This is a genomic window from Paenibacillus dakarensis (genome assembly GCF_001373415.1).
Classification (GTDB): Bacteria; Bacillota; Bacilli; order Paenibacillales; family Paenibacillaceae; genus Paenibacillus_AQ; species Paenibacillus_AQ dakarensis.
Window position 1 is genome coordinate 46,953 of sequence record NZ_CDSE01000085.1, and the last position, 13,404, is coordinate 60,356.

At 50.1% G+C, this 13,404-nt stretch carries 13 protein-coding genes; 7 read left to right on the forward strand and 6 right to left on the reverse strand.

Annotated features, from left to right (window positions below; translation table 11 throughout):
• Window positions 1–199 precede the first annotated feature (199 nt).
• Window positions 200–805, forward strand: coding sequence for a TetR/AcrR family transcriptional regulator (locus BN1234_RS18265; protein WP_054958083.1), 606 nt, complete (start codon window positions 200–202; stop codon window positions 803–805).
• An 88-nt stretch (window positions 806–893) separates the two neighbouring features.
• On the opposite strand, the gene BN1234_RS18270 is transcribed toward BN1234_RS18265, so the two are convergent.
• Window positions 894–1,781 carry a diacylglycerol/lipid kinase family protein gene (locus tag BN1234_RS18270; protein ID WP_054958084.1) on the reverse strand — a complete coding sequence of 296 codons (888 nt, stop codon included), beginning with the start codon at window positions 1,779–1,781 and terminating at the stop codon, window positions 894–896.
• A 230-nt stretch (window positions 1,782–2,011) separates the two neighbouring features.
• Window positions 2,012–2,662: a hypothetical protein gene (locus BN1234_RS18275; protein WP_054958085.1), complete on the reverse strand. Its 651-nt coding sequence runs from the start codon at window positions 2,660–2,662 to the stop codon at window positions 2,012–2,014.
• A 309-nt stretch (window positions 2,663–2,971) separates the two neighbouring features.
• On the opposite strand from BN1234_RS18275, the gene BN1234_RS18280 reads away from it, so the two are divergent.
• The 6 genes from BN1234_RS18280 (at window position 2,972) to BN1234_RS18305 (ending at window position 8,136) form a co-directional block, all read left to right on the forward strand.
• A complete protein-coding gene (locus tag BN1234_RS18280; protein ID WP_054958086.1) occupies window positions 2,972–3,799 on the forward strand; it encodes a sensor histidine kinase in 828 nt (275 codons plus the stop codon).
• A gap of 5 nt (window positions 3,800–3,804) precedes the next feature.
• Window positions 3,805–4,443, forward strand: coding sequence for a response regulator (locus tag BN1234_RS18285; protein ID WP_082423275.1), 639 nt, complete (start codon window positions 3,805–3,807; stop codon window positions 4,441–4,443).
• A 159-nt stretch (window positions 4,444–4,602) separates the two neighbouring features.
• On the forward strand, window positions 4,603–5,955 hold the full coding sequence (locus BN1234_RS18290; RefSeq protein ID WP_054958088.1) for a right-handed parallel beta-helix repeat-containing protein: 1,353 nt from the start codon (window positions 4,603–4,605) through the stop codon (window positions 5,953–5,955).
• On the forward strand, window positions 5,952–6,494 hold the full coding sequence (locus BN1234_RS18295; protein WP_054958089.1) for a nitrous oxide reductase accessory protein NosL: 543 nt from the start codon (window positions 5,952–5,954) through the stop codon (window positions 6,492–6,494). The genes BN1234_RS18290 and BN1234_RS18295 overlap by 4 nt, the downstream gene beginning before the upstream one ends.
• A 30-nt stretch (window positions 6,495–6,524) precedes the next feature.
• Entirely contained in the window at window positions 6,525–7,403 is an 879-nt protein-coding gene (locus BN1234_RS18300) for an ABC transporter permease (RefSeq protein ID WP_082423277.1), read from the forward strand.
• The gene (locus BN1234_RS18305) at window positions 7,396–8,136 is read left to right on the forward strand and encodes an ABC transporter ATP-binding protein (RefSeq protein ID WP_054958090.1); all 741 of its coding nucleotides are present in this window, start codon (window positions 7,396–7,398) and stop codon (window positions 8,134–8,136) included. Before BN1234_RS18300 ends, BN1234_RS18305 begins: the two co-directional genes overlap by 8 nt.
• 156 nt (window positions 8,137–8,292) lie before the next feature.
• Here BN1234_RS18305 and BN1234_RS18310 read toward each other — a convergent pair whose 3' ends face one another.
• The 4 genes from BN1234_RS18310 to rsgA all read right to left on the reverse strand — a co-directional run.
• Window positions 8,293–10,149, reverse strand: a complete 1,857-nt coding sequence (locus tag BN1234_RS18310; protein ID WP_054958091.1) for an ABC transporter ATP-binding protein — start codon at window positions 10,147–10,149, stop codon at window positions 8,293–8,295.
• Window positions 10,146–11,873, reverse strand: coding sequence for an ABC transporter ATP-binding protein (locus BN1234_RS18315; RefSeq protein ID WP_054958092.1), 1,728 nt, complete (start codon window positions 11,871–11,873; stop codon window positions 10,146–10,148). Before BN1234_RS18315 ends, BN1234_RS18310 begins: the two co-directional genes overlap by 4 nt.
• A gap of 12 nt (window positions 11,874–11,885) precedes the next feature.
• Window positions 11,886–12,455: a MarR family winged helix-turn-helix transcriptional regulator gene (locus tag BN1234_RS22955; protein WP_082423278.1), complete on the reverse strand. Its 570-nt coding sequence runs from the start codon at window positions 12,453–12,455 to the stop codon at window positions 11,886–11,888.
• 141 nt (window positions 12,456–12,596) lie between these two features.
• A partial coding sequence (rsgA, locus tag BN1234_RS18325; RefSeq protein WP_082423281.1) for a ribosome small subunit-dependent GTPase A occupies window positions 12,597–13,404 on the reverse strand: 808 nt, incomplete at its 5' end.

Sequence of the window (13,404 nt, forward strand, 5' to 3'; positions counted from 1 at the left end):
AATATCCCCCTTGGCTCAGTTCGATTTCTAAGACTTGAAAAAATGAGTATTGTTTGTCAGAATCAACATCATAAACTTTAAAAAAATAATATAAGCAGATGCCAATCCGCATGCAAAAATTTAACATCTCACTAATTATATATACCGGTCGGTTAATTAATCAAACATATTTTTTTATGCCAGAAAAGAGGGACACCCAATGAAGCCATCAACACCTCGTACACCAGGCCGCCCCAAGCGGCTGGAGCAGCAGCAGCCTGTACGGGAAACGATACTGTTCATCGCTTCCAAGCTGTTTATGGAGCTTGGTTATGAAGCGGTATCCGTACAGCAGATTGCTAAGGCCTGCGATGTAACGAAAGCCTCCATCTATTATTATTTTGACGGGAAACCGCAGTTATTTACCGCAGCTGTCTCTGCCGTTCTGGAGCGCGCGAGAGCAAGCACCTCTCAATTGCTGAATCAAGATCTGCCTCTGCGGGAACGCCTTATTCATGTATCTGAAGCCAAGCTGTCCCGCTCACACGGCGACTTTGAAACAATTATGCGGGAGGCCCGCCCATCCCTTAGCCCGGAGCAGCTGGATGAAATCACGAGCAAGGAGGAACAGCTCCATGAGTGCCTTGCTGAGCATTTAACTCAAGCGATGGAGGCAGGGGAAATACGCAGGACCGATCCGCTGCTGACTGCGCATGCTTTTTCCGCGGTTCTGATGCTGGGAATCCGGGAGATTGCGAAGGGTACACCGGCGGACAAGCTGGCCAGAGACATTGTGGATCTGTTCTGGGACGGGCTTTCAATCTGATTGGAAGGAAACTGGTTGGAAGGAAACAAGCGATTAAGTCAGCACAAAGGGGCATGAATCCGGTAAATCACCGAATCCATGCCCTCTTTCATTTTCCGATCAGGAACCGGAGTGCCTGTGGTCTAACGGACACCGTAACCGGTGTCTCCAGATATGTCTCTCCATCGGTATCTATCTTCATCGGCTGTTCTGTCTTCAGCGTAAGGGAGGTTGTCTGAAAATACTGAATGCTGTCATTCTTCGGCTCCCATTCCCCCTCCCCTTTACGGGCAAGCAGCTCCTTCAACAAGGGAAGCCCTGCTTCCCGAATGATCAACACATCCAGCATTCCATCCCTCAGCGCCTCTTCTCTAAACGGAAGCGACTTCGTTCCCAAAGAACGCCCGTTGGACACATAGATCATAACAGCCTCATCCTCTTGAACCCCTTCGTCTGTCTCCAACCAGTAGCGAAATGGCTCTGCCTCGACTACGGTTTGAAGTGTGCTGATATAGTAACTGATACGTCCGAACATTCCCTTCAGATCAGCATTGATATTTTCAGAGGCCTCTGCAATCAAACCGATTCCCAGAAAATTAGTAAACACCCGCTCTCCAACGACTCCGACATCGATTCTCTCTGTATTCCCGGCCATAAGCTGCTCTGCAGCCTGAACAGGATCAGCCGACAGATTCAATGATCTGGCAAAGTCGTTGCAGGTTCCCGCAGGCAGGATGCCGATGGCAGGAGGATTCTGTAAAACGGCCAGTCCGTTCACACACTCATGGACTGTGCCGTCGCCGCCCATAATAAGCACCAGCTGAAATTCCCCGCCGCGCTCTCGGCATATCTTTTCCCCATCACCCGGCTCCAGTGACTGGATCAGTGCGAGTTCCCGAATGTGCTGAGCCAGAATGCCTGTCACCATCCCCAGCATTTCTGCCGTCTTCTGGTTACCGGCATTTCCGTTATATATAAGCATGGCGCGTTCATACATTACTGTTCCTCCTTAGAGTGGGTCCCGATATTTGTTATTACTATTACCCATTCGGATAATCGCCGGAATCAAGCACCCCCTTCCGGCTTCCTACATCATCAGGCATAATAAAATAGAAGAAGCCGACCATGAGTAGAACAATCTACTACAGGACAGCTTCTTCTTTATGAATATTTCTATTTCTCTAATCGTATTAGAACATCTAATTATATCCAATTCGCGCATATCCATTATTCTAAATTAATATTTTTACTAACAACTTTAACTGTGCCATCTGAAATTGCTGTTTTCAGCAAATCATCTTTAAACTCTTTTAAATAAATTACAGCATCTTCGTCATTATTAAGTTTTTGAGCAGAAGCAGCTTCATCCCTTATCTTAGCGGCTAAATTTTGTTTTGATAGCATATTTTGATACTCAGGCGGGGCGATTTTTTCCCAGTGTTCTTCTTCTGTGACTCCAGCTTCTTTGATAAGCTTTTTATGAGTGTCTTGTATTTCTCTAGGCTGCTGGCTCAAAATTTTTCTATTTTTCTGTGCTTCCTTTATCCCCTCTTCTAATGCAGCTGATACGCCTTCTTTTTCAGCCAGTTGCAGAAATAGTTCTTCTTTAACCATATGTTCAAGAATTTCCGAATCACTTAGATTAGAAGGTGTGATACTGTTTTGCTCTTTATTGTTCAAAAATTCAATAGATGTAATTTTACTTGATCCAACCTCAACTAGTACTTCTTCTGCTGCCTTATTATTGATTTCTTTGTTCATTTTAATAGTCGTCATTTGGGAAGTTAATGGATCAATTGCAAAAGATGTTATTACCCCCACAGTAAGAGCTCCCGTCAGGATTATTCCTAAACCCATAATTTTTTTATTTTTCTTCATCGCATAACCCTCCCTTTTTACAAATTTTGTATACCTATAATATATAAACGCATTCCCACAAAAAAAGTTGCCTAAATTCAAAGTTAAAAGAATTTGCAAAAGTTTACCTCATCATTAAAGATTGTGAATGTTCACTTCTCCAAGGTGGTCGTCTGTTCCGCTGCTGTGCAGCTTGGGAATAGGCTGCAGCCGATAATCAGGGCGGTCCTGCCCACTGCGGCTTGGAGCGCCTCCACGATTGAAAAGAATATGAAATAGCATTAGATTAAATGGTAGGTCATTTATTTTCATATATGAAGGAGAACAACCATGAGCTACAGAACAATCAAATTTTTGATTTTGGTCATTCCTACGCTGACGATCGGCATCTGGGAGTTTGTCCGCCATAAATATTTGCTGCCGTACATATCGATGGAGCTTGGGAACTGGCTGGCTCCCCTGCTTGTTTTTCTGGTCAGCATCACGCTGCTTCTTAAGCTGTTCAACAGAATGGAGGAGCTTCAGCGGCAGCTGCGCCAAGAGCAGGCTGCGAAAGCTGCACTGGAAGAACGCGAGGCCATGGCAAAAGAGCTTCACGACGGCATTGCCCAATCGCTTTTTCTACTATCGGTCAAGGTGGACCGGATGAAATATGCAGAACAAACAGAATATGCAGCCCACTGCAGCAGTCTTCGAAAAACAGTACAAGAGATTAACGAATATGTCAGGCAAGCCATCAGCAGACTCAGGCAGCCCGCGCAAACCACGGATCTGGCTTGGGGGGACTCCATCCGGAATCTGGCTGGACATTTTAAACAGGAAAGCGGGATTGAAGTTGAACTGAGGTGGAGCATTCCCGAGGAATTGCTGGCTGCCAAGGAAAAGGTAGAGCTGTATTCATCTCTGCAGGAGGGACTGCATAACATCCGGAAGCATGCTGCTGCAGAGCAGGTTTGCATTCTCGGAGACGAGCAGCCCGGGGGATGGAAGGTCCGGATGACAGACAATGGATGCGGCTATAGTGGAGATCCCTTCAAGCATCCACAGCGTTTCGGTCTCCAGATTATGAAGGAGCGTGCGCAGCGGTTCGGCTGGGATATACAGCTGGAGCGTAGGCATGGACAGACCATTCTAACGATCGAAAAAAGGAAAGGATGACAGACATGCAGCCGATTCGAGTGCTTATTGCAGACGATCACCAGCACGCCAGGGAGGGTATCCGTGAAATTTTGAAATCTGATCCATTCTTTGAAGTCGTTGCCGAGGCCTGGAATGGGTACGAAGCATTTACATACACCGGAAAGTTTATGCCTGATCTGATTCTGATGGATATCAATATGCCTGACATGAGCGGACATGAAGCAACCCGCCTAATCAAGAATGAGTACCCTTATGTCAAAATCATTATGGTTACCATTTCCGACGATATTGCCGACCTGTTTGAGGCGATCAAAAAAGGAGCCCAGGGCTATCTGCTGAAAAACCTGAGCCCCGATGTCTGGATCGAATACCTCCGCGCCGTTTCTATTGACGAAGCCCCTCTATCTAAAGAGCTTGCCGTTCATATGCTAAGGGAGTTTTCCACGAGGATGCCCATGCCCGGCCATTCTCCTCTAACCTCGCGCGAGCAGGAAATTCTAAAGCAGGTAGCCAAAGGCAAGACCAACAGGGAAATATCCAAGGATTTAGTCATCTCCGAGAACACGGTCAAAAATCATCTGAAGCATATTATGAAGAAGCTCCATCTGGAAAACCGGGTGCAGCTGACCCGCTACGCCTGCGACCAGGGATGGGTTAAATGACCCTTTCGGGCTATTTCATGTCTTGAAAGATTTATTTTACGATAAAAAGAGACCAGCCGAAGTCTAATCTGCTTTGATCCGTAAAAGGCTTTATGCTGCGGCAGAAATGCCCGGCGGTATCGGTCTTTTTTCGGAACGCCTCAGGCAAGGAGGTGCATGATGCAAAGCTATATTCTGAAGCGCACGGTCCTCCGTGCTTTTTTTATTATTACCGTGCTATTACTGGCCCTTCCCCGGCTTCCCGGCACCGCCCGGGCAGAGGAGCCAGAGCCGATTCCGCTTCAGCCGATCATTGACCAGGCTGCTCCACAAGGGGTGCTTAAGCTGGAAGAGACGTCTTACAGTGGACCTGTCATCATCGACAAGCCGCTTACCCTGATTTCAGATCGTGGCAAAATAGTGAACGACAGCAGCAGTCCTGCGCTTACCATTAGCGCCGAGGGGGTTACTGTAAAAGGGCTTACCATTGTCCAGCTGCACCGGGATGCGTCGATACCCGCTGTCCTCGTGAAATCGGATGACAACAAGCTCCAGCAGCTGACAATCAAGACACTCGGATCAGGCATCCAGCTGCGGAAGGCGGACGGCAATCTGCTGCAGGACCACGTGATTGTAGGCGGCAAAATGACCGGCCAAAACCCGTCCACGGTCCTGCGGGGCAACGGAATTGATCTGTATGAATCAAACCGGAATACCATCTCCGGTAATCGCATCGACCTGATGCAGGATGGGATTTATGTAGAGGGAGGCTCCTCTTCCACCGTCCGTGACAACCTCGTGATCCGTTCACGGTACGGATATCACTTTATGTTTACGAAGAAGCTGCTTCTTGAGGGAAATGAAGGCGTCTCTAATATCACCGGTGCTATGATCATGAGCGTTTCAGCTGCCGAGGTGCTCGGCAACACGTTTGAGAAGCAGAGCAGCAATGTAAACTCGCAAGGGCTCCTGCTGTATGACGTCCAGCAATCACTTGTGGAAGACAACACCGTAAAGGGAAACCGGGTCGGACTGTTTGTGCAGCTGTCCGGGGATAATCAACTGTCGGGCAACGACATCGCCGGTAACTTTATCGGCCTGCAGCTTCTCGATTCCAAGGAAAATCTCATAACCGGGAATACGTTTCAAGCTAACGTGGTGCCGGCCCAATCGGTCGGCAGCTCCGGAAACACAGCGGACCGCAACTATTGGGATAGCGCCAGTGTGCTGGATGAAGACGGCGACGGCTTCAGCGATCTGCCGTACGAGGTCAATCCGTTCTTCCTGCAGGTGACCGGAGCCGTCCCCGCTTTTCAACTGCTGTTCGATTCTCCGGGCATGCCGGTGCTGGAGGAGCTGTTTCACACCCATACCGGGGATTGGCTGAAGGATACCTCCCCGCTGCTGCAGCCCGCGGGCACTGCACCGGAAAACAAGGACGGGGCAGCCGATGGCAGCATTGCGGCGGTTTCGGCGTTTCTGCTGTCACTCGGTCTGCTCTCTATCATTCATTTTAGGAGGGTCAAAAGATGAAAAAAATGTGGATTCTCGTTACCTTGAGCCTGCTGGTCATGCTAACCGCCGGATGTGGCGGCGATACGAAATTTGAGCCTGCGGCCATCGATGAAAATGCGGATAAATGTGCGGTTTGCAACATGCAGGTTAAGGATGACCAGCATGCTGTCCAGATCGTTCTCAAAGACAGCAAGGTGCTGAAATTTGATGATCTTGGCGATCTCTTCAAGTGGAAGCAGAATAACGGCACCGACCAGATCGGTGCAGAGTTCGTCCGGGATTACAACACGAAGGAATGGATACATCTGCAGGAGGCCTCTTATGTATACGATAAGAGCATCCGGACACCGATGGCTTACGGGGTCATCTCCTTCCAGAAGAAGGAGGATGCCGAGAAGTTCGTCAGCGAGCACGGCGCGGGTACCGTCATGTCCAGCTCTGATCTCGACAGCCACACATGGGAGTCAGATAAGAAGATGATGAATAACAAGCACAGCGAATCCGGGAGCGGTGATCATACTTCTGAAGAGCAGCATGACAAGGATACTCATGAGTAATAAAGAAGCTAAGCAGGGAGTGCCGGCATCATGACAAATCTCAGGGAAACTCAGACGCTGCGTAACACGGATGAGGATTTCCTAGGCCTGCGTGCGATCTGGAGCATCACGGGCCGGGAAATCCGGCTGGGCTTCCGCAACCCGTGGGCATATTCATTCATGCTGCTGTTTACGCTGTTCAGTCTTGCGCTGCTGTCGATTCAGACCCGGTACGGGATTCAAGAGTATACCGGCACGAGCGGCGCTATGATCAACCTGATCCTGTACCTGCTGCCGCTGATGACGCTGCTGCTTGGCTCCTTCTCCATCACCGCCGAAAAGGAGGAAGGCGGATGGACGCTTCTGTCAACCTATCCTCTGGGGTCATCGTCATACATTATCGGCAAGTTCTTCGGCATGGTTTATGTGCTTCTAATCATTGTTGCAATTGGCTTCGGTGTCTCCGGATTGATTAGCTCTCTGGTTAGCCATACTTATTCGTGGAAATCGTACATGCTGTTCCTGCTGTTTTCCACTATTCTGGTGCTTATGTTTTTAAGCCTGGCCCTCTTGATCGGTACACTGTGCAAGAACCGGTGGCAGGCCCTGACAGCGGGTGTTGCCCTTTGGTTTTTTCTTGTACTCGGCTGGCCCTCGCTGCTGGTCGCACTGCTGGGCTTTGTCCCGTATAGTATGATCAAACCGCTGCTCATGCTGCTCGTATTTCTGAACCCGGCGGAGCTGTCGCGCCTCTTCCTCGTGATCAAGCTTGGAGGCGGATCGGTGCTCGGTCCCGAATATTATAAGTGGGTAAACTGGATGGTTCGTCCCGAAGGAACGGTAACCTTCTTGGGTGCCAGCCTGCTCTGGATCATCCTGATGCTGGCTGCCGCCATCCTTGTAATCGAGAGGAGGAGACGACGTGGCTGATAATCCTATACTGGAGCTCGAACTGGTGTCCAAGCGCATCAAAAAACAGACGCTGGTTCAGCCGGTCAGCTTCTCCCTTGAGCCCGGCCGCGTGCTTGCTCTATGCGGCGGCAACGGGGCCGGTAAAAGCACGATCCTGCGCATGATCGCCGGCATCTCCAGGCCAAGCAGCGGCACCATCCGGATCCGCGGGCTGGACTGGAAACGGGACCGGAAAGCATGTGCGCGCAGCATCGGATACATGCCGGACGATTTTCAGTTTGGCGACGCGCTGACCGCACAAGAGACGCTGCGCTTCTACGGCTCCCTGCGTGATGTTCCCGGTGAGCGGGTGGGCGAGCTCCTTCGCGTGGCCGGACTTGAAGAAGTCCGCGGACGGAAAGTATCCACCTTCTCCAAGGGAATGCGCCAGCGCTTATTGTTTGCACAGGCCATGCTGGCTAAGCCGCCCCTGCTTATTCTGGACGAGCCTACCAACGGGCTCGACCCTTACTGGATGGACGCCTTCGCCGATCTCGTACGGCGCAGTGCGGAGGACGGGCAGGCGGTGATATTTTCGACGCACCAGCTGAATGTGGCGGAACAGACCGCCGACCAGGTCATCTTCCTTGACTCCGGATATGCCCGCTACATCGGACCGGCTGCTCCGCTTGTGCAGCAGTACCGCCATCAGGGCGGCCTGTACGGCGCTTTTAGCGCACTCGTGAATACGAAAAGCAGCGCGCCTGATTAAATCCGGTTCACAGAGCTTTCCACCCGGCTGCACATATAAAATAAATGCACCCCTTAGTCATCTGGAGCGGAAACCCTCTGGTTTACCGCTGATTCTAAGGGGTGCATTTTGTATTAGTGTGCCTTATATTTAGGGCCGCCTAAACCGGTGCAGCCTTTATCCCGCTTCCTGTCCCGCACTGAACTGACTGTTGTACAGATCCGCATAGAAGCCTTTCTGTTCAAGCAGTTCCTCATGGGTACCCTGCTCAATGATGCTTCCTTGGTTCATCACAAGAATCAGATCTGCATCGCGGATTGTAGATAGACGGTGGGCAATGACAAAGCTTGTTCTGCCCTCCATCAAGCGATTCATCGCTTTCTGGATATACAGCTCTGTCCGCGTGTCTACGCTGCTCGTTGCTTCATCCAGAATAAGAATGGCAGGATCGGCAAGAATCGCCCGTGCAATCGTCAGAAGCTGCTTCTGACCCTGCGATATATTAGACGCTTCCTCATTCAGAATCGTATCGTATCCATCCGGCAATGTGCGGATAAAGTGATCGGCATGTGCAGCTTCGGCAGCCTGCACAATTTCCTTGTCCGAAACCCCCGCCTTGCCATAGGCGATATTGTCTCGGATCGTCCCGTTAAAGAGCCACGTATCCTGCAGCACCATCCCAAACATGCTTCGCAGGTCGCTTCTCGTCATCTTCTTAATGTCGATATGATCAATCGTAATTTGTCCGCCGCTAAGTTCATAGAAGCGCATCAGCAGGTTCACAAGTGTAGTCTTGCCTGCGCCTGTAGGACCTACTATAGCTACCGTCTGCCCCGGCAGCACATCAATATTCATGTCTTCGATCAGCAACTTGTCTTCTTCATAGCCAAAGTTTACATGCTCGAAGCGAACTTCTCCGCGTGGATTCGAAAGCTTCTTCGGTGCAGCTTCTTCACTCACTTCCTCTTCCTCATCCAGAACCTCAAATACCCGCTCGGCGGAAGCAATCGTCGACTGAATCACGTTAGCGATATTCGCCAATTGGGTAATCGGCTGGGTAAACTGGCGGGAGTACTGGATAAACGCCTGAATATCCCCGATTTCAATAGATCTCTTGGTCACTAAAATTCCACCAACCACAGCGATAATAACATAGCCGATGTTACCAATGAAGCTCATAAGCGGCATAATTGAACCCGAGATGAACTGGGCACGCCAGCCGGCATCGAACAGCTTCTCATTCACTTGATCAAATTCAGCAATCGACTGATCTTCACGTCCAAACGCCTTTACGACTTTGTGACCGGTATACATTTCCTCAACATGTCCGTTGAGCTGTCCCAGATGCTTTTGCTGTGCGGCAAAATGCTTCTGCGAACGCTTCGCAACCATCATGGTCACGATCACGCTAAACGGCAATGTCAGAATGACAATCAGGGTTAACACGGGACTGATGGTCAGCATCATGATGATGACCCCGACCAAAGTGACCACGGAAGTAATCATCTGCGTTAAGCTTTGCTGCAGTGTGCTGCTGATGTTATCCATATCGTTCGTTACACGGCTTAGGGTCTCTCCGTGTGTTCTGGCATCGAAATATTTAAGCGGCAGCCGGTTCAGCTTCTCGTTCACTTCTTTGCGAAGATCGTATACAGTCCGCTGAGCTACACCAGCCATGACATACTGCTGAAGATAGGCGAACAAGGAACTGACCACGTACAAGCCGGCAAGCCACAGCATAATTTCCTGAATCGCTGCAAAATCGACTCCGGTTCCAGACATAATGCCTTTGAAAAGAATGGTTGTGGCCTCACCCAGAATTTTCGGGCTTATAATACTAAAGACCGTACTCAGTATCGCAGCAAGCAGCACGGTGAACAGCTTGCCGGAGTGAGGTCTAAGATACCGTGTTAACCGGTTGAAGGTGCCTTTAAAATCCTTGGCCTTCTGAGCAGGCATCATGGGTCCATGCGGACCGCCGCCGAATGGACCGCCGCCGGCAGGACGTCCGCCTCTTTTTTTAGATTGACTCATGCGATCTCCTCCTCTGACAGCTGGGACGACACAATTTCACGATACACTTCGCTGTTCTCCATCAGCTCCTGATGTGTGCCGATTCCGGCAACGCGGCCTTCATCCAGGACGATGATTCGATCTGCATCCATAACGGTGCTGACCCGCTGAGCTACAATCAATACGGTTGACTCCGTCGTTTCCTCTTTCAGTGCCGCGCGCAGCTTGGCATCCGTCTTGAAATCGAGCGCCGAGAAGCTGTCATCAAACACATAAATTTCCGGCCGGCGGACGAGCGCACGGGCAATGGAAAGACGCTGCTTCTGTCCGCCCGATACATTGCCGCCTCCTTGGGATATTTCAGCATTGTAGTCACCCTCCATGGCTGAAATGAAATCAGCCGCCTGGGCAACCTCCGCTGCATGCTTCACTTCCTCATCTGTGGCATCTTCCTTGCCGTAGCGGATATTATCCGCAATCGATCCGGTAAAGAGCAGTGCCTTTTGCGGAACAAAACCGATTTTGGCACGAAGGTCCTCCTGCGTCATATCCCGGACATCGGTGCCATCAACCAATATTCGTCCCGATGATACTTCATAGAATCTTGGAATCAGACTGATCAAGGTCGATTTACCTGAACCCGTACCTCCGATAACCGCCGTGATTTCACCAGGTCCCGCCTGGAAGGAAATGTTCGAGATCGCCGGCTCCTCAGCTCCCGGGTAATAGAATGTAACATCATCAAACTCGATATATCCTTTGGCTGCAGATGGTGTGTGCGCTTCTTTAGGGTCATTGATTTCCGGCATCATCCCTAGCACTTCGTTAATCCGAACAGCAGAAGCCTGTGCACGCGGAACCATAACGAACATTACGGATACCATGATCAGCGAGAACATGATCATCATAGCGTACTGCAGGAAGGCCATCAGATCACCGACCATCATATGTCCTTCGTTAATACGATGCCCGCCGAACCAGACAATCGCAACCGTAGCGAAGTTCATGACCAGCATCATGACCGGCATCATCGCGCCCATGATCTTGTTTACCTTGATCGCGGTCTGGGTCAAGTCCTCGTTCGCATCATTGAAGCGGGCCTTCTCGTGCTCCATACGATTGAAGGAACGGATGACCCGGATACCGGTCAAGCCTTCACGCATGATACGGCTGAGGGTGTCTAATTTAATCTGAATGGCTTTAAAGAGCGGAATCCCTTTTCTGGCAATGATAAAAATAGCCAGCACAAGCACAGGCAGCGATGCAACAAGCACAACGGTCAAGCCCGGATCACGGGAAACCGCCATAATGATTCCCCCGATACACATCATCGGTGCAAGAGCCATCATGCGCAGAATCATAATGGTTACTTGCTGTACCTGTGTAATATCGTTCGTTGTACGGGTAATCAGCGAAGCTGTACCCAGCTTGTCAAATTCCTGCAGCGTAAAATTTTCTACGTGAGTGAATACCCGTCCGCGTAGAATCTTACCGAAGCCAGAAGCTGATCTGGATGCCAGGTAACTGGCAGCAATCGAGCAGATCATACCGCCCGCCGCCACAGCAAGCATAAAGCCCCCGACCTTCCATATATAGGGAATATCTCCTTTAACAATACCTACATCTACGATATCTGCCATTAAAGTTGGCAGATAGAGCTCAGACAATGCCTGAAAAAAGGTGAATAGCAATACCAGCAGGACCGCTGTCCGATACGGTCTCATATACCGAAATAATTTCAGCATGGTTTCATCTCCTTACTCCGAATCTGGCGAATTAAATTTAATTTCGGTCTTGCTCATATACTCGTACATTTTCGTTAACAGGTCAGCGAGCAAATCGCTGTTCTCTTCACCCAAATGAGCGACCAGTCCTTCCATATTCGCCTTAAATGCCTCATGCGCCTGATAGACGACCTTCTCTCCCTCTTCTGTAAGACGTACACGGACCGCACGCCTGTCGTCCTTATCCATCACCCGCTCTACAAGCCCCTTAGCCTCTAAACCGTTAATGAACTGCGTAATCGTCGGTGAGGTCACCTTCATATGATTGCTAATCTGGGATACTTTAAGACCTTGCTCTCCCTCAGGCCGTGACTCGAAACCCTGCGCTCCGCCGGACTTCTCTTTATATTTGAGCGTCATCAGAATCCGAATTTCACCTGTTGTGTAACCTGAGATCATACCCTGATCCCAGTCCTTTTTCTTGTAAAGGCTTAAGCTGCGCATGAGCCTCCCTGCCGCCCCACTGCCGAAATCATCGCTATTTCTGCTTGAGTCTTCTTGGCAATGTGAATCGCAGTCCTTCCGCTTGTCTGAGTCTGACATGGTATACCTCTCTTTCGACTAAATTAGATAGCCTTCCAATTAATTAGGTAACCTAACTATAAATCTGATGAAAGGGTGAAGTCAAATACCTGGGACTTGAGAGTTTTTCCAGAAAAAATGATCGGAAATGATCCAGAAAGATTAATCATAGTTATATCCATCTTTCGAGTACGAGTATTCCCTGGCACTTCGATCCCGCCTGGATTTGGAAGACCCGAAACGCGACTGCTCTTTCTGCCGCCTCGCTGTCGTCCGCTCCTTTCGTGCCAGATAAGCCAGCTCTTTCTCTGTTTTCTTATAGTTTTTGAACCGCCCCGGATCAAGCTCGCCATCCAGGAGTGCCTGCTGTACAGCACACCCGGTCTCCGATTCATGACGACAGTCCTGAAACCGGCACTGCCGCGCAAGCTCTTCAATCTCAAAGAACGTCTCTCCCCATCCATCTGCCGAATCCCATAGCTGCAGCTCCCGCATACCCGGCGTATCGATCATAACGGCCCCTTCCGGCAGAAGGAACAGTTCCCTGTGTGTTGTTGTGTGGCGCCCCCTTGCATCCTCTTCCCGTACCCCCTGTACCCGTTGTACATCTTGACCAGACAACCAGTTCAGCAGTGTAGACTTTCCTGCACCAGAGGAGCCGGTAATGGCTACGGTGTGCCCTGGCACAAGGTACGGAGCGATGGTCTCTTTTCCCTGATCCTGCAGAGAACTCACTGCATGAACCGGCACGCCTGGCGCTGAAGACATGACCATAGCAGCATACTTCTCCGGATCGACGCACAGATCCGCCTTGGTCAGCAGCACAACAGGCTGTGCCCCGCTTTCCCATACAGAGATCAGATAACGCTCGATTTTTCGCACATTAAAATCCTGGTTCAGTGCATTCACAATAAATATGGTATCCGTATTTGCCGCAATTACCTGCTCATCCGGCACATTTCCCGCCTCT